This window comes from Pseudochrobactrum asaccharolyticum (assembly GCF_003314995.1).
Lineage (GTDB): Bacteria > Pseudomonadota > Alphaproteobacteria > Rhizobiales > Rhizobiaceae > Pseudochrobactrum > Pseudochrobactrum asaccharolyticum.
On record NZ_QNRH01000008.1, the window covers coordinates 83,562 to 101,516 of the forward strand.

At 50.3% G+C, this 17,955-nt stretch carries 14 protein-coding genes; 7 read left to right on the top strand and 7 right to left on the bottom strand.

Features of this window, described 5'->3' with window-relative positions:
- Positions 1–172: 172 nt before the first annotated feature.
- From DFR47_RS17290 to DFR47_RS17300, 3 genes are all read left to right on the top strand, one after another.
- A complete protein-coding gene (locus DFR47_RS17290; protein ID WP_113945674.1) occupies positions 173–4,924 on the top strand; it encodes an apolipoprotein A-IV repeat region-like domain-containing protein in 4,752 nt (1,583 codons plus the stop codon).
- Positions 4,925–5,121: 197 nt separating this feature from the next.
- Entirely contained in the window at positions 5,122–6,573 is a 1,452-nt protein-coding gene (locus DFR47_RS17295) for an NAD-dependent succinate-semialdehyde dehydrogenase (protein WP_113945675.1), read from the top strand.
- 180 nt (positions 6,574–6,753) lie between these two features.
- Positions 6,754–8,406 (top strand): ABC transporter substrate-binding protein, encoded by a 1,653-nt coding sequence (locus DFR47_RS17300; RefSeq protein WP_374788318.1) that lies wholly within the window; start codon positions 6,754–6,756, stop codon positions 8,404–8,406.
- 138 nt (positions 8,407–8,544) lie between these two features.
- On the opposite strand, the gene DFR47_RS17305 is transcribed toward DFR47_RS17300, so the two are convergent.
- Positions 8,545–8,994: a universal stress protein gene (locus DFR47_RS17305; protein WP_113945677.1), complete on the bottom strand. Its 450-nt coding sequence runs from the start codon at positions 8,992–8,994 to the stop codon at positions 8,545–8,547.
- Positions 8,995–9,314: 320 nt separating this feature from the next.
- Between DFR47_RS17305 and DFR47_RS17310 the strand changes: the two genes are divergently transcribed.
- Positions 9,315–9,878 carry a hypothetical protein gene (locus DFR47_RS17310; protein WP_113945679.1) on the top strand — a complete coding sequence of 188 codons (564 nt, stop codon included), beginning with the start codon at positions 9,315–9,317 and terminating at the stop codon, positions 9,876–9,878.
- Between the two features lies 1 nt (position 9,879).
- On the opposite strand, the gene DFR47_RS17315 is transcribed toward DFR47_RS17310, so the two are convergent.
- Both DFR47_RS17315 and DFR47_RS17320 read right to left on the bottom strand, forming a co-directional pair.
- A complete protein-coding gene (locus DFR47_RS17315) occupies positions 9,880–10,683 on the bottom strand; it encodes a bestrophin-like domain (RefSeq protein WP_113945681.1) in 804 nt (267 codons plus the stop codon).
- A gap of 230 nt (positions 10,684–10,913) precedes the next feature.
- On the bottom strand, positions 10,914–11,723 hold the full coding sequence (locus tag DFR47_RS17320) for an AraC family transcriptional regulator (protein ID WP_113945683.1): 810 nt from the start codon (positions 11,721–11,723) through the stop codon (positions 10,914–10,916).
- 257 nt (positions 11,724–11,980) lie between these two features.
- Between DFR47_RS17320 and DFR47_RS17325 the strand changes: the two genes are divergently transcribed.
- A complete protein-coding gene (locus DFR47_RS17325; RefSeq protein WP_113945684.1) occupies positions 11,981–13,183 on the top strand; it encodes an MFS transporter in 1,203 nt (400 codons plus the stop codon).
- 204 nt (positions 13,184–13,387) lie between these two features.
- On the opposite strand, the gene DFR47_RS22130 is transcribed toward DFR47_RS17325, so the two are convergent.
- Positions 13,388–13,861 (bottom strand): hypothetical protein, encoded by a 474-nt coding sequence (locus tag DFR47_RS22130; RefSeq protein WP_245416622.1) that lies wholly within the window; start codon positions 13,859–13,861, stop codon positions 13,388–13,390.
- A 1-nt stretch (position 13,862) separates the two neighbouring features.
- Here DFR47_RS22130 and DFR47_RS17335 point away from each other — a divergent pair, with 1 nt between their 5' ends.
- Positions 13,863–14,213, top strand: a complete 351-nt coding sequence (locus DFR47_RS17335) for a hypothetical protein (protein ID WP_113945687.1) — start codon at positions 13,863–13,865, stop codon at positions 14,211–14,213.
- A gap of 8 nt (positions 14,214–14,221) precedes the next feature.
- Here DFR47_RS17335 and DFR47_RS17340 read toward each other — a convergent pair whose 3' ends face one another.
- Positions 14,222–14,740, bottom strand: coding sequence for a GNAT family N-acetyltransferase (locus DFR47_RS17340; RefSeq protein WP_113945688.1), 519 nt, complete (start codon positions 14,738–14,740; stop codon positions 14,222–14,224).
- A 226-nt stretch (positions 14,741–14,966) separates the two neighbouring features.
- On the opposite strand from DFR47_RS17340, the gene DFR47_RS17345 reads away from it, so the two are divergent.
- Positions 14,967–15,737 carry a GGDEF domain-containing protein gene (locus tag DFR47_RS17345; protein WP_113945690.1) on the top strand — a complete coding sequence of 257 codons (771 nt, stop codon included), beginning with the start codon at positions 14,967–14,969 and terminating at the stop codon, positions 15,735–15,737.
- A gap of 87 nt (positions 15,738–15,824) precedes the next feature.
- Here the strand turns inward: DFR47_RS17345 and DFR47_RS17350 are convergent, their stop codons facing one another.
- Positions 15,825–16,907 (bottom strand): linear amide C-N hydrolase, encoded by a 1,083-nt coding sequence (locus tag DFR47_RS17350; RefSeq protein WP_113945691.1) that lies wholly within the window; start codon positions 16,905–16,907, stop codon positions 15,825–15,827.
- Positions 16,908–16,924: 17 nt separating this feature from the next.
- The gene (locus DFR47_RS17355; RefSeq protein WP_113945692.1) at positions 16,925–17,731 is read right to left on the bottom strand and encodes a porin family protein; all 807 of its coding nucleotides are present in this window, start codon (positions 17,729–17,731) and stop codon (positions 16,925–16,927) included.
- Between the last annotated feature and the right edge of the window lie 224 nt (positions 17,732–17,955).

A 17,955-nucleotide genomic window follows, 5' to 3' on the forward strand; every position in this document is an offset into this window, starting at 1 on the left:
TTAACCTTATCTTTAAACAATTCATCAACCGCTAATTCCGTAGTTCCCATATGGCTCCGGAAGTTTTAACCTATAGACTGCGCAACATGTCTTTATGACTGCCTTTCAATTCAGAAGGCAGCAGTGCGGACATGGCTTTTACGTAAATGTATGAGTACGGGGTAAAACGGCTATGGCACAAAATACAAAAGCGCAAAAGCTTGAGCTTGATATGGAACAAGCCCTCACTGACGGGCTGGATCTGGATTTCAGCGACGACTTTGAGCTGGATTTGAATTTTGACGCTCCTGAGGTGGAATTCTCGCTTGATGATCTGGAAAGTCAGATTTCGCGAGCCGCTGAAGAACTGGCACTGGAACAAAACACAACTGCACCTGTTGCAGCTGCCGCTACTGGTGCAGCTATTGCCGCCGCAGCCAGCGCTAAAACAGAAGCCAAGACTGCAGCAGAGCCAAAAGCTGAGAAAGCTAAAAAAGCTGATGTGCCTGCCACACCAGTTACGCCTGCCGCACCTCCGGTTGTTACAGCCTCTGCCGCAACACCATCTGCCTCCACCCCGGGCAGCGTGACTGTATTGCAGGCAGCCAATCAGCCTGAAGTGCCAACAGCCAATACAACAAAATCAGACAGCACCATCTCTTTTGATGAACTGGATCTGTTGCCTGAAACAGCTCCGGCTGCAGAATTTACTGTTTCCCGTCCTGCTGCCCCGCAGGCAACAGCAGCGCCTGCTGCACCATTAACTCCGGCCAATGATGATCTGCGCAACGATAATTTGTTGCTGCGTCGCACTAATGGCCGTTCATCCAGTGTCTTCTGGACAACCACAGCGATCAGCGCACTCTGGACAGCGGGTGGTCTTACCCTCGCCCATGCGCTGAGCCCGCAGGGTCTCACTTCATTCTCCGCAATCAAAGACTTCTTCACCACACCGGCAGGTATTGGTGTTGCAGCCGGTATTGCAGTGCCGGTCGTCATGTTCTGGGGTTTTGCCCAGATGGTGCGCCGCGCACAGGAACTGCAATCTGCTGCCCGTCAGATGACCGCCGCTGCCCTGCGTCTTGCTTCACCTGAAGCTGCCGCCGGTGACCGTGTTTCCACACTTGGGCAGGCAGTGCGTCGTGAAGTAGCGGCGATGAACGAAGGCATCGAGCGCACACTCGCCCGTGCAGTTGAACTGGAAACTCTGGTACAGACCGAAGTTCATCAGCTTGAACGCGCCTACAGCGACAATGAAGTTCGTATCCGCGCCCTGATTGCTGAACTTGGCAATGAACGTGAAGCTGTGATCAGCCATGCGGAACGTGTCCGTTCGTCCATCTCCGGTGCGCATGAGCATCTGAAAACCGAACTGTCTTCGGCCAGCGATATCATCCGTGATAATGTTCTCACCGTTTCCAGCGAGCTGACCTCCTCCCTGTCCCATGCAGGTGAGACCATGATCAGCCGCCTGAATGAAAGCGGCGCGGCCATTTCTGAAGCGATTGATACCCGCAGCACCGATATTTCCACCCGCATCAGCTCTTCGGGCGGCGATTTTGTTGAAATTCTCGACACACGTATCGCAACGCTGGAAGAACGCTCACGCGGTCTCACCGAGACACTCACCGAAGCTCTGGATGCCCGTACATCCAACATTGCTTCGCTGCTCGGCGATGCGACCATGAATATGGTCACCGAATTCGATCAGCGTCTGGCAGATCTCAACGCAACACTGGCTGCGCGCGGTCATTCGTTGCTCACAGAATTTGAAGGCCGTGCGCAGGCGATCGACAGCAGCACTGAGAAACTCAATGCCGCTCTGGAAGTCCGTTCGCGTCAGATCAATGAAAACCTGATCGCCCGTACCCGTGAGATTGCTGAAACCTTCTCCGGTGTGCGCTCCTCGATCAGCACTGTTGTTGATGAAACCAAAGACAAGCTCAATGGCGAACTTTCCGGCATTACAGACTCTGTTGCCGGTCTGCTGAACGACCGCGCCGGTCAGTTTATCTCGCAGATCGCCGACAGCCGCGAAGCACTGTCAACCACCCTCTCCGGTGAATCCGAGCGTATTGCCGCGGCTATGCAGCAGCACAGCCAAACCATCACCGAGCGCGGTGCGGATATTGAACGTGCAATCGCAGGTAATGCAGCGCATCTGGATCAGACAACCAATCAGCATGCAGCCATTCTGGAACAGCGCACCAATGATATGCGTGAAGCCATGGCTGCACATAATGCACAGCTCAACACGATCTTCACTGAAGAAGAAGGCCGTTTTGAAGGTCGTGCATCCGCACTCAAATCCTCGTTCGATCAGCAGCACGCCGATTACACCCGCACGCTGGATGAACGTAATCAGCAGTTTGCAAACAGCTTGCAGCAGAACAGCTCTGCCGTCAGCTCTCTGCTGAACGAACATATCAACACTGTCGGTGATCGCGCTTCGCAATTGCAGGCTGCTATGCAGAGCGGACAGGAATCTCTGGATGCCAATCTGCGCCAGCATGGTGAAACACTGGTACAGCGCACAGTTGCCCTTCAGGATGCCGTTGCCAACGCAACCGGCACATTGCAGAGCACTTTCGACAACCAGACCGGTATTATCGAAGAACGTACCTCCACCATGGAACGCGCTCTGAGCATGGGCGTGGACAATGTCCGTAAATCGCTTGAGCACAGCGCGACAGTGGTTGCCGGTACGCTCCGCGAAAAAATTACAGAAGCTGCAGGCTCGCTCAGTGCAGAAGCGGCAAAAGCCGGTAACGCACTGCATGGCTTTGGTGAGAACTTCAACGACCGCCTGATTGAAAATCTGGCCGGTACAGAAGCCCGCCTTGGTGAACGCGCCAGCCAGATTGCTTCCGGTCTTGAAGCCATTGAAACCCGCCTCACCGGCGAACTCAGCGGTATCGAAAGCCGTATCGCAGAAACAGCGACACGCACCAGCGATGTGCTTGGTGCACATTCTGAAGCGTTCAGCGCCCGTGTTCTGGAAAATCTCTCCGGCACAGAAAGCCGCCTGACGGAGCGTGCGGAAGCGATTGCTTCCGGCATCAGCGATGTGAGCAACCGTCTCACCGGTGATCTCAGCGGCATCGAAAGCCGTATCGCACAGACTGCATCCCATGCCAGCGATGTGCTGGGTGCGCATTCTGAAGCATTCAGCGCCCGCGTTCTGGAAAACCTCTCCGGCACTGAAGCACGCCTGACTGAGCGCGCTGATGCGATTGCGATGGGTCTTGGTGAAATCGGTTCCCGTATCACCGGTGAACTCGGTGTTATTGAGTCGCGCATTTCCGATGCAACGCAGAATACTTCTGCAACGCTGGAAGAACGCACCCGTGAGCTGAATTCGGTTCTCGCAGCCCGCTCGCAGGAAATCACCCGCATTCTCGCCGACACTGCCGAGCCTCTGGTACAGCGCCTTGCCGATAGCGGTCAGGGTCTTGCAAGCCAGCTTGAACAGGCAACCCATGCGGCAACCGACCGTCTGCGTTCGGAAAATGCGGCTCTGGTCAATGCACTGGCAAGCCGCACTGCTGAAACCATTTCTGCGGTTCAGGAAGCCAAATCAAACCTGTCTCAGGGCGTTGGCGGTCTGATTGATCGCCTGGCAAGCTCGAATGCAGAACTCGGCCAGCTGATCGACAAAGCGACCCTCAACCTCAACGATATTGATACCCGTCTGGTTGAATCGACAACGAACTTTGCTGACAGCACCAATCGTGCCGCACAGATCTTCTCCAGCTCCAGCGTTGTTATCGACAACAATATCGGTGCTCTGCGCTCCCTGTCCGGCAATACGCTGTCGCAGATCGCAGATATCGCCAAGCGCTTTGAAGATCACAGTGCAGTTCTGTCCCGTGCGTCTGACCTCATCAATTCGGCTCAGAATGGCCTTAATGATACATTGGCTGATCGTCATGATGCGCTGGAACGCCTGTCGGCCGGTCTGATCGACAAGTCGGAAAATATTGAGAAAGTGATGCAGGGCTTTGAAAACCTCGTCACCTCTGCTCTGGAACGTACAGAAGGCCGCACACGCAACTCTACCGAACAACTGCGCGCAGCCATCTCTGAAGTTGTGGATCAGGCAACACAGAAATTCGCATCGGCAACAGATGATATCCGTCGCTCGGCTGCGGAAATCCGTGGTGAACTGGATGCAACCCGTGGTGAGCTGAAGCGCGGCGTACTCGATATGCCTGCGGAAGCCAAAGAATCCACCACTGCAATGCGTAAAGCTGTTTCCGAACAGATCAACGCACTGAAAGAACTGGCTTCGATCGTCAACAAATCCGGTCGTCTGATGGATGTGGGTGACAGCCGTGCAGACCGTACCGTTGCCAAACAGACTGTTGCAGCCGCAGCACCGGCTCAGGCCTATGTCGCACCGGCTGTTACACAAACTGCTGCACCGGCGCCGCAGCCACAGAGCTACACAGTATCTGCTCCGGTACAGGCACCTGCTCCACAGGAAAGCCCGCGCGGTGGCTGGGTATCCAATCTGCTGGCACGCGCCTCTGCTGACGAAGATACAAAAGCTTCAGCACCACGCAGCCAGAGCAATGTGACACCACAGCGCTCGGCAGCCCATGTTGTTGACAGCCTGAACTCGCTGTCGGTTGATATTGCCCGCGCAATTGATCATGAAGCATCGGTTGAGCTTTGGGATCGCTACCGTCGCGGCGAGCGCAATGTGTTCACCCGTCGCCTCTATACGCTGAAAGGTCAGCAGACTTTTGAAGAAATCAAAAGCAAGTACCAGATGGATGGTGACTTCCGTCGTGCAGTAGACCGCTACATGGATGATTTCCAGCGTCTGCTGGAAGATGTTGCCCGCAATGATCGTGATAATATGGTCACTCAGACCTACCTCACATCAGACACCGGCAAAGTCTACACCATGCTGGCACACGCATCGGGTCGTCTGCGTTAATCAGAGCGAAGAATTTAAAAGGCGGGATTTCTCCCGCCTTTTTTATTTTCAAAACCACCTCTGACAAAGCGTCTCAGCCTTATAATTTTACCAACCCGCTCTTGCCAAACCATAGGCCACACCTTCTATAGTGAGCTCTACAGAATTACATTGCGGCATATTATTTGCTGCTCTCAAGCATATATACCGGAGGAAATATGTCTCAGACTGCACCGCGCTATCCAGATACCCAGCTCCTGATCAACGGCGAATGGCGCAATGCGCAGAACGGACGCACAATTGATGTGCTCAATCCGGCAACCGGTGAAGTTATCGGCAAGGTTGCCCATGCGGAAAAAGTTGATCTTGACGCAGCGCTGGATGCTGCTGCCAAAGGTTTCAAAATCTGGAGCGCAAGCTCGCCATTCGACCGTTCCAAACTGATGCGCCGTGCGGCAAACCTGCTGCGTGAGCGCGCAGATGCCATTGCACCAATCCTGACCCTTGAGCAGGGCAAGCCGGTGGCAGAAGCCAAAGGCGAAATCCTCGCTGGCGCCGATATTATTGAATGGTTTGCCGAAGAATCCCGCCGCACCTACGGCCAGATCATTCCGGCACGTGCTGCCGGTGTATCGCAGATGGCATTCAAACTACCTGTCGGCCCAGTCGCCGCCTTCACACCATGGAACTTCCCGATCAATCAGGTGGTGCGCAAATTGTCTGCGGCCATTGCTGCCGGTTGTTCGATCATCGTCAAGGCACCGGAAGAAACACCGGCCTCGCCTGCAGAGCTGATCCGCGTTTTTGTTGATGCCGGTATTCCTGCCGGTGTGGTCAATCTGGTCTATGGCGTGCCGTCAGAAATCTCCGAATATCTGATCCCGCATCCGGTTATCCGCAAAATCTCGTTCACCGGTTCCACCCCAATCGGCAAAATGCTGGCCGGTCTTGCGAGCCAGCATATGAAATTGTCGACCATGGAACTCGGCGGTCACGCACCGGCGATCATCTTTGATGATGCCGATGTGGAAGGCGCCGTTAAAACATTGGCGATGTCCAAATTCCGCAATGCTGGACAGGTTTGCGTTTCGCCGACCCGCTTCCTCGTGCAGGAAAATGTCTATGAGCAAGTTGTGCAGTCCTTCACGGAAAAAGCCAAAGCCATCAAAGTCGGCAATGGTTTTGACGAAGGCGTGCAGATGGGCCCGCTGGCCAATGAACGCCGTATCCCTGCCCTCGAATCTCTGATTCAGGATGCAGTGGACAATGGCGCGCGCCTGATGACCGGTGGCCGCCGTATCGGCAATGTCGGTAACTTCTTTGAACCGACTGTCCTCGCCGATGCACCGAAAACCGCACGTATCATGAATGAAGAACCATTCGGCCCTGTGGCAGTGTTCTCCTCCTTCAAGACACTGGATGAAGTGATTGATGAGGCTAACCGCCTGCCATTCGGCTTGGCATCCTACGCCTTTACCCGTTCAGCGGAAAATGCCCGTGAGCTGGGTATGCGTATTGAGGCCGGTATGACAACCATCAACCATCTCGGCCTTGCTTTGCCGGAAGTTCCTTTCGGCGGCATCAAGGATTCCGGCTACGGCACCGAAGGCGGTTCAGAGGCAATCAACGCCTATCTGACCACAAAATTTGTGACACATCTGGTTATCTGATCAGTAAAAGTGCAAGAAAAATAACCCCCGTCTGCAGAAATGCAGGCGGGGTTTATCTTATTCTGAAAAGCAATAAAATTATTCAAATATCGTTTGATCTTTCAAATTGTTACTTTAGGCTATCCCCTTAAGCCGGCCCAAAACAAAAAACACGGCCGTATGAATGAGGGGAAAATAAGCATGAATTTTATACCATCCATCCGCAAAACCAATCTCGGCAAACTGACAATGGCACTGGCTTTCAGCACAGCGCTCACCGGTTCAGTTTTGCTCAGCGCTGCCAATGCCGCCACACCAGCCGATACACTGGTGATCGCCATGGCAACCGATGATGTGATTTCGCTGGATCCGGCAGAATCTTTCGAAATTACAACCGCGGAAATTCTGGCAAACAGCTATGGCCGCCTGCTGCGTACAGATTACAAAGACCCGTCCAAGCTGGTCGCTGATATTGCTGAAAGCTGGGATGTTTCCGAAGACGGCAAGACTTTCACCTTTAAAATCCGCAAGGGTCAGAAATTCGCCTCCGGTAACCCGATCACTGCGCATGATGCCGCCTATTCACTGCAACGTGCCGTCAAGCTCGACCAGAGCCCTGTTTTCATTCTCAGCCAGTTCGGCCTGACCAAAGACAATGTGGATGAAAAAGTCTTTGCCAAAGACGATGACACGCTGATTTTCACCTCGGAAAAAGCCTTCGCACCAAGCTTTGTTTATAACTGTCTGACCGCAACTGTTGGTTCCGTTGTTGACAGTAAACTGCTCAAAGAACACGCCAAGCCGGTAACGCCGACAGCAGATTCCAAAGCCGATAATGATTTTGGCCATGAATGGCTGAAACGCAATTATGCAGGTTCCGGCGCCTTTGAAATCAAAGACTGGCGTCCGAATGAAATCATCATGATGGAGCGTAACGAGAATTATGATGGTGAGAAACCACCGCTCAAACGCATCATCTACCGTTACGTAAAAGAGAGTGCATCGCAGCGCATCATGCTCGATGCCGGTGATATCGACATTGCCCGTAATCTTGAGCCTGGCGATCTTGAAGCCATCTCCAAAGATGGCCGCTTCCACACCGCCAGTGCGCCGAAAGGCACGATCTATTATTTCAGCCTCAATCAGCAGCACGACACACTCTCCAAGCCGGAAGTGCGTCAGGCGGTTAAATATCTGGTCGATTACGATGCTATTCAGTCCACACTGATCAAAGGCATCGGGACAATTCACCAGAACTTCCTGCCAGCCGGTATGCTTGGCTCGACAGATGAAAACCCGTTCAGCCTCAATGTTGAGAAAGCCAAGGAACTGCTGGAAAAAGCCGGTCTGAAAGACGGTTTCACCATTACCATGGATGTACGTAACACCCAGCCGGTCACCGGCATTGCGGAATCCATTCAGCAAACCTTTGCCAAAGCGAATATCAAACTTGAGATTATTCCGGGCGACGGCAAGCAGACACTAACCAAATATCGTGCGCGTAAGCATGATATTTACATCGGCCAGTGGGGTATTGATTACTGGGATCCGCATACCAATGCCGATACTTTTGTGACCAATCTCGACAATTCCGATAATGCGGTTTCCAAAACCAGTGCATGGCGCAACTCATGGGAAATTCCGGAACTGACCCAGAAAACTCTGGCGGCAGTGATGGAAAAAGACGCTGACAAACGTGCGCAGGAATATCTCAACATTCAGAAAGAATTCCGCGACACCAGCCCGTTCACCATGCTTTATCAGTTGAATGAAGTGGCAGTCGTATCCAATAAGGTGAAAGACTTTATCATTTCACCGGATACCAACTATGTGCTGAAAGCATCAAAGGAGTAGTTACTCACGAAACGGCCGCAGAACTCATTCTGCGGCCGTTTTCAATGCCAGATGGCAAAAATCTAACCAATTCAAGGCTGTCACAGCATAAAATGTTAGAGCGAGTTTTGTGCGCCCAAGAGGTCAAGCTCTCAGATTTTAACGCACAACCAGAATGGCAGTTTTGGTATGTGTCAGCACTTCGCTTGTCTGACTGCCCAGCAGCAAACGGCCGATACCACGGCGACCATGCGAGGTCATAACGATCAGATCAACGTCGCTCTTTTCGCTGAATTCCGTGATTGCTTCAGCCGGCCAGCGATCATCGATATGTTTCAGCTCGGCCTTAACGCCGTGTTTTGCAGCCGTTTCAGCAGCGGCCTTGAGAACAGATTGCGCCTGACTGGCCTGATTTTCATTATAGATTTCGATATCTTTTGGGTTGGCAATCCAGCCTGCACTGCTGGCTGTCGCCATCATCGGAAAAGGCTCAGTTACGGTCAGAATCGTAACTTTACTGCCGAGTTTGGCCGCGAGTTCCAGCCCCTGATCCAGACCTTTTTGTGCCAGATCCGATCCGTCCGTAGCGATTAGAATATGCTTATACATCGTGCCATCCCTGCTCCGTAAATTGACATATCTTCTATGAAGCCGGAGCCCAAACATCATTTAACTTCATATTGAAGTGACTATCATTCTATCGGGCATATTGCTTGGTGTGAAGATAAATGCGCAACAAAACAGCAAACAAATTTTATAAATCCGGATCATTTAAGCCGCGACAATTAAAGCCTTAAATAAAAAAAATATTGTGATACCATTCTATATTACAACTGGTAAAATTGACGGCAGTGAAATCAAATAAATAACTGCATAATTATTCGCATTTACGCTTGAAAGGTAATATCAAACAGCTTGGGAGAAATAAAATGAAAATTATTTCAAGGATTTATGATCAATACGGCCCTGCAAAACAAGTCGTGCATAATCTTGAAGCTGCAGGATTTCCTCACTCTGATATTATCATTGTAAGTCGTAAATATGCCGTAGATGACACCTCTACCTGCGACAGTATTGTCAACGGTGCCGGTATGGGTGCCATAGTTGGTGGTGCGACAGGACTACTCATTGGTCTTAATCTGATCAGCGCTCCGATATTTGCATCCGTTTTAAATTCAGACTGGATCGTATCTGCTGCTATAGGCATGATTATAGGTGCAGCGACAGGCAGCATCATGGGGAGTATTATTAACTCCTTCACATCTGCCGGCATCAGCAAGGAAGATGCCCGTCTGTGTATTGAGGCATCCAAACTAGGCAAAACCATTGTCAGCCTGCGCCTGAAAGATCAGGAAAAACCGCAAATGGAAACGGAAGCCAATCAAATCATGGATGTTCCGGAAGCACAAACGATCGAGCAGTTTCGTAATCTTTACAGCCGCACTTTACCGCAATTAATTAGCCATACGAAACACCGCCACACCAGTGCATAGATCAACTCGGATCTTTCTTGTAAAAAGCTTCCGGTAGGCTTTGCGTGCCTTTCTGACTGGTAAAAAGCACACTCGGCTCGATACGGCCAGCTCCCCTGTAGGGGCTGGCATGAATGGCTAAAATCCACATACTCATAACGGCAGTCACAATATAAATGCCCAGAGCCTTACGGCCTGCTTTTGGCCTGTCTGCATGAACAGCCGCAATAACAACCAGAGACAGAAGCGTAAGGAAGAAAACCAAATACCACTTGTAATGATTGACGGAGCTGGACCCCAATGCCAGACGCTTATTGCGTGCGTCCTGCATTTCATCAAAATCCTGCACCATCTGGGACATCAGCGCGCCCGAGATATCCGTGCGAGATAATGCAATCATAGCGATACGGATATTTTGCAGGGATTCTTCAACAGCGCGTGCAGGCTGGTTATTATAGCCCTTGTGCCATTCATCCGTAATTACGGAGACGCGGTATGTCGTCAGAGCTTTCAAAAGCAGAGGATCATTCAGCGCTTCCGGCCGCGCCATACCAATCAAACGGGTAATCGATGAGCGTTCTTCACTCGCGGCCTGATCCGCACGACTGTTCACCGCCCAGGTATCAGCAGCGACAAAGCCGAGAGCCAGAGCCCATGCTGTCGCAATTGTGCCGATGAAAGCGCCAATCGGCAGCGAGAGAATATCTTTGGATGCCTGCTTGCCGAAGATTTTCAGAAACACCAGTCCGACAATGTAAAAGACAACTCCGCAAATAGTAAAAAGCAAAAACATTAAAATCGGCGGAATACCAAATAAGTAATGCATTTTGCCCCCTCTGAGCGTGCTGCTATTGTCTGTATGATGTCACCCTCAGATGGTTTTGCACTCTATTTTACATTAATTCAATATTTTACAGCAGAATAAATCCGCCTCCAGACGAATGGCTACAGTCCTAGAGCGCCGTGTGCCATACTTGGCACACAAAGGTCGCTCTAACACTTTAAAATCAGAGCATAATTTCTTCTTAAACTGATCCAAGTTTAAGGAATTATGCTCTATTCCGCATTACCTGCTTGCTGACGCATATAATCGCGTGGAGAGGCTCCCAGCATGCGTTTAAACATTGTTGTAAAGGCTGCGGCACTCTCATAGCCGGTATCAAAAGCAACGGATGTAATCGACTCGCCGGAGGCCAGTTTCGGCAGCGATGCGAAAATACAGGCTTGCTGGCGCCACATCACAAAGCTCACGCCGGTCTGCGCACGAAACAGCCTTGTAAACGACCGGCGGCTCATACTCAGCCGCTGCGCCCAATTATCAATGCTGGCAGCAGGATCAGGCGCTTTCAGAAACTCCTTACATAAAACGGCCAAAGACGGCTTTTCCGGAAACGGCAATCCCAGTTCACGGACAGGCAACCGTGTAATTTCATGCATCAGCAGGTCAAACAATAAGCCACTGCGCTCATCATTCTTGTCAGGTTTTTGTAGCTTCACCACTTCGGCCAGCAAGCTTCGCGTCAGCTCATTCACGGACAGCACGCACGGATAATCACCATGCTCATAATCGCGCATATAGACCGACTGCATCTCCACACCGGAGAACATCTCAACACGATGCTCAATACCACGCGGGATCAGCAAGGCATGATCCGGCGGGATCATCCAGCGTCCGCGCTCTGTCGCCACCAATGCAACACCGGAACGCGCATATAAAAACTGGGTACGGGAGTGCCGGTGTAACGGTATCAGCAAGCCGCCCGGATACTGCCTGCGCAGGGCAACAACCGGATCGGCAGCGTGTTCCACCAGATCGAAACCCTGCTCAATCAGAGCATTTATATCATTCGGACTATTAAATTGCATGTTTTGGCCCAGTCAAAAAACCTTACGTCCTTAGCACGAAAGCAGGCCAGAGAAAAGCAGACTAAGCAGAATGCTGCCAGTCAGGGATAATTCAGAAACCGGCACAACTGCCGGATGCGCAATATTGTTTCGCCTTTATCGCCATCCGACAGCGGCATGAAAACATCATACCCCGATACAAGTAATATTGCGTAAAGTCAGTAATCGTCAGACGCAGCGCACTCTTGCGATGGCATAACATATCCGGAGCACTTGCAATGACTACCGTGACCAGCCCGTCACCTAAAATAGCCGAAACCACAGCAGTATCACTGATTGTGGTCGTCGCTTTTTGCCACATGTTTAACGATATTATGCAGTCGCTGCTGTCTGCAATTTATCCGCTTATCAAGACCAATTATAATCTGGATTTCCGCCAGATCGGCCTCCTGACCATGACATTTCAGATTACCGCTTCGCTGCTGCAGCCGGTGATCGGAATTATCACAGACCGCTGGCCTATGCCTTATTCGCTACCGCTCTCCAGTGTCAGCACCTTTACCGGTCTTATTCTGCTCGCCAATGCGGACAGTTATACAGTGCTGCTGATCGGCTCCAGCCTCATTGGTCTGGGCTCGGCGATCTTCCATCCGGAAGCATCCCGCGTTGCCCGCATCGCCTCGGGCGGCCGTCACGGCTTTGCACAGTCACTGTTTCAGGTTGGCGGCAATTTCGGCTCCGCACTCGGCCCCCTGCTTGCAGCCTTTATCATTCTGCCGAATGGTCAGTCGAGCGTGGCATGGCTGGCAATCATCGCGGTTTTTGGCTTCATCGCTCTCACCCGCGTCAGCCGCTGGTATGCTGAAAAACAGCGCCAGAATAAAAACAAACCTGCTGCAGACCGCACTTTGCCGTTGCCACAGGGGCGTGTTCTGTTTGCGATTGCCATCCTCGTGCTGCTTACCACCACCAAGAATGTTTATATGGCCAGCCTGTCCAGCTATTTCACATTCTATGTGATTGAAAAGTTTGCTGTCAGTGTTCAGAACGCTCAGTTGATCCTGTTCCTGTTCCTCGGCGCATCCGCAGCCGGTGTCTTCCTCGGCGGCCCGATCGGCGACAGAATGGGCGCACGCTTCGTGATCTGGTTCTCGATCCTCGGTGTTATTCCGTTTGCCCTGATGATGCCCTACGCCAATCTGTTCTGGACCTGCATTCTGGCCGTTGTCATTGGTATCATCTTCTCCTCAGCATTCTCCGCAATTGTGGTTTTTGCTCAGGAACTGGTGCCGGGGCGCGTCGGCATGATTGCCGGTATGTTCTTCGGCTTTGCTTTTGGCGCCGGCGGTATTGGTGCAGCATTGCTCGGTGACTATGCCGATACGAAAGGCATTGAATATGTCTATTGGCTCTGTTCGTTCCTGCCATTGCTTGGCATTCTGACGATCCTGCTGCCACGCCTGCCTAAAAAACACGGCTAATCGCAGCATCTAGAGCACATACCGAAATGTGTGAAGCGGTTCTAAGGTTTCGATTTTAACTGAAACCGCTTTAAAACAAAAAACGGGGAAGACCGCAAAGTCTTCCCCGTTTTTTTGATTTTTTTGCTCTGAAACTTTCTGAATCGGGACCTATTCGAGACAGAAAAAGCAAGAGAACCGGCCTGATCAGAGCATACTCAACACTTATTTCTTGAGGTATTCCTGCAGTTCATCATAAGCTTTGCAAGCTTCAGCCATATCAGTTGTGCCCTGATATTTGGTCTGCATTTCCTGAGCTTTTGCCATAATTTCCTGGGCTTTGCTCGGGTCTTTCATAACCGCTTCCTGAATAGCAGTGGTTACATCGGTTACCTTCTTAGTCAGCTCTTCCTGAGTGCAAGCAGAAGCAGCAGCTACAGTCATCAGCAGTGCAGAAGCGGAAACGGCAACCAGTGTTTTAATCTTCATAGAAGTATCTCTCTTTACGGTTATCAATAAACGAGCAAATAATTTATGCGTTGCTAACTTATGCCGTGCGTTTATGTATTTAAAATAACAAATTGTTATTCGGTAAAACAAAAAATAAACGAAACGCTGATTTTTTTCCTTTTCGAAGAAAATTGTTTTATAAAAATAACAGGACTTTTCTTGGGGGACAAATATAGTGCGGACAGTCATTTTGTCTGCTGCTTTAGCAGCTTTCAGTTCCGGTGCGCTGGCGCAGCCAATTGATTCATACAGAGCGCGACTCAGCAAACAGGATCACTATAATTCATCCGGTGATGCTCTGATTTCAGCAGCAACAATCATCCGTCAGGATCGCGCCAATTTCTATGTATTCGGAAAACTCGATCCGGAAGATGAGTATGACACCTTCTTCAATGACAAAGCCAATCGCGCCCGTCTGGAAAAAATGCTGAGTCGCGGCTCCATCTCAGATAACGATATTGAAAGCATCCTGAACGGGACACCGCTGATCCGCGTGGATATTCATGCGGAGTATGTAGTGGTCACCATCGAAGAACATTAACAGCCTGATTAATTGAGATTCTTCCAAAAGATGATAGTGCCGGTCAGTTCGCCAAAAGGATTAAGGGCAAAATCCGGAATTTCACCGGCACGCTGAAAACCCAGTTTTTCATAAAGTGACACAGCATTGCTGTCACTGGCAGTATCCAGCATCAGATGTGTCCGTTTATGATCTCGTGCCAGCGCTTCAGCCGCCTGCATCAGCAATGTTGCTACGCCCTGCCCGCGATAATCTACAGATGTCATCAGCTTACTGATTTCAGCTCGATGCGGTTGATTAGGCGTCTGTACCAAGACCAAACTAACAGTACCTGCCAGCCTGTCCCCGTCATAGGCTCCCAGAAGAATGCGCTCGCCCTGAGCGGCAGAATCCAGCACACCACGCCAAAAAACTTCGGCATCTGCAAGCTCTAAAGGATGCATAAAACTGACAGAGCCACCGCTGGCCACGGTTTCAACCAACAGATTAGATAACATAGTCAATTGTGCCGGAGATGAAGAAACAGGTCTGATTGAAAAATCTGTCATAGCCGGAATATCCGTTCTCTTGAGGCTGAAAATCTGCGCCAAAATTTATAGATGAAATTCGTTTCAAAACACAAGAACATTCAAAATAGCTAAAATATATCAATGGATTGATGCTCGCAATTTGCAAACCTTCGTTAGAAAACTTGCCGTATAACTTGCAATCTTTGTAGTGGCTCAAACCGAAGAGACCTATGACCACCTTGCGTAATGATCTGCGGGGGCTGATATGGTTCAAATTCTTCTGAAAGCAACGCTCGTAACGGCCTTAGTGGTTGCATTGAGCCAGATATTCTCATTCAGCATCCGCCTTGCCTCCGGCCAGCCTTTTACTGCTTTTGTATTCCTGATGAACTCGATTATGCCTGTGCTGACCGGCTTTCCGATCAGCGTCTATATTTTCATTCAGAATGCAAAACTGAAAAAAACAACGGATGATCTGACAGAGGCCAATCGTCTTTTACAAATACGTGCTGATACCGACAGCATGACCGGCCTGCTCAACCGGAATGCTTTTTTGGACATGATCAAACAACTGAATAAAACCAGCAGGCAATCTGCCTTGCTGGTAATTGATGCGGATAATTTTAAAAACATTAATGATGTTTATGGCCATCAGGCCGGTGACAAAGCACTCACCGCAATTGTCGATGCATTGCGTATGCCATTACGCCAGAACGATATTATCGGCCGCATCGGCGGTGAGGAATTTGCAGTCTTTCTGCCCGATACTGAGATCAAACCCGCGCTCAAAATCGCTGAGCAATTACGCTACGCAGTTGAGAGCATAGAGTTTCACCCTGTGGAGGGACAGGATTATCCGCTTAGCATAAGTATCGGGCTTACACTTTCCGCACCCACTTATACCACATCACAACTGATGCGTATGGCTGATCAGAGTCTCTATCAGGCCAAAGCCAACGGCCGCAATCAGATTGTCGTCAATCAGGAAGGCTTGGTCAGCAAAACCAATAGCTGCAACAACACCGATGCCGCATAAAAAAGGCCACTTTGCAGCGGCCTTTGATCATTGAGAGTATTAGAGCATCGTATACCAAGTCTGGCACACGGCGCTCTTAATCTGCCCTTATTGGGCTGTTTCAAGCCCTAAGAATTGGAACGGCTTGGATTCTTTAAACTCCTCATTGACCTTACCGGAGAAAATATTGGTCTGGTTTTCACCAAGATCCAGCTTTTTCACTTTTCCGGTTTCAGCCGAGAAATCCAGCCCTTTCAGATCAACCCAGAATGTATTGGGTGTCAACGCAGATTCAAAGAAATAGAGTTTACGTTTCTGATCAGCGACAGTTCTCCAGCGGGTAGAAGAAATATTTGGTTGATCCGGTGTGGTAATACCAAAAGGCACTGACACGTTACGAATAACGCCGAACACGCTCGCCAAAGCGATATCCGTATTCTCATGCTTCGGAATTGCATTGATATAGAAGGAAGCGCGCGCAAAGCGATCTGCAGCGCGGTTGGTGCCCGGCAACATCACTGTACCGCCGATTTGCTGCCAGTAGCTGTTCAGCGCCAACTGCTGGTCGAAAGTTGGTGAGTTAGTCATGACCTGATATTCACGACTATGGTGAATAACCTGCTTGCCATCAATATATTCGATGATCGCACTGTCACCGCTTGCATCCGAGATCGACAGATGCAGCGTTGCCAAACGGCTCTCACCCGGCACCTTATCGGTCACGATGGTGAATGGCTCGTCTTTCAGCGCCGTAACAGCCTCTTCAACCGTGGCATAATTATCCAACACATATTGCGCCCATGCGGCGATGGTCAGCCCCGGTTTATCTTTGTTGAATTCCGGATAGTCAGACTCAACCAGCCACAAAACGCTGGCTGAAAGTCCCTCTTCGTTCATGCCATCAGTCGTTGCAATATCGTAACCGGACGCAATCACGCTGCCATATTTTGATGTCCACTTGATCGAATTTTCACCGGCTTCACCATTACGTTCCATGCCCTTCGGGAACACCCAGAGATTGGTCGCAACATCGACTTTCCAGTCCATCGAACGCGCAGTGATCACGTCATTATTAGCACCCTGATAGACAACACGGGTGCAGGCTTCCGCGATCAATGGCGAAGCGAATAAGGATAAGGCAACTGTCTTGGCCACAAGAACAGAACGAACGGATTTACGCTGAAAAAACATCAGTCAGACCTCGTTGGTTAGAACCGCATCGACAGACCGACAACCGGCCCGTGCTGCACGACATCCCATTTGAAAGTATGGCCTAAGAGCTCAGGACCTTTAAAATCCTGAGACAATACACGGTAGCCGACACGTAAATTGGTCGGGCGGTCAAAAAGGAATGTACGATAGCCCAGATAGGCCTGCGCATTATAACTCAGTTTTGATCCGGCGCCAAAACCACCGATATCTGCCTCACCGGCAAGGTTCCAACGCTCATTCAGATCAGTTTTCAGACGAACACCGACAAACGGATCTGTCCATTCGGCTTTTCTGCTCACACTGAAAGGACCGACAGAAAGATCCGCCTTGATCTTTGTCCAGCGCACGCCGAGCATCGGCTCAACCGTAAACGTTTGCGCTTCGTTGAAAACAGTCACACCGCCAAGCTCACGCTCGTAAACACGGTAAAACGCACCACCGGAAATGGTCGTGGTTTTGATATTCAGCGCCAGCTCATTGGCCAGAATATCTTCATCCTGTGTGGTGGCGACATACTGACCGTCAATGAAGAAACCCAAAGGTCCTTTGATAAGCTCGATAGTGCCCATAGCAGCCAGATCAAGATTGTCAAAAATCTCGGAAAACGGAACATTCACATCTGTTTTGCGGCCACCAATGGCCGCTTTACCTTTAAGTGAAGCACCCCATACATATGGGCTGACAATGATTTTCCATTCACTGTCCGCTTTATAACTCGGCTGAGAAACATCTGCCGCCATTGCGGTGCACAGCATAGCCAGACTGAATACAGCCGAAGTGGTAAAAAGTGCAGTAAAGCGCATAGCAGGCACGTCCCCTTGCCGTCATTAAGATTCTATTGAGAAAATAGATGATTATGGCAAAGGGTCAACTTCTGACAGAACTATTCAGACGTAATTCAACAATAATTGTAAACAATATAATACTCACAAGCCGCACCAGCAATAAAGTCAACAGAGCATAGTGAACCAGATCAGCATAATTATAGTTTTGCTGATCTGGTAGAAATTGAATCCTTCGGCAGTTT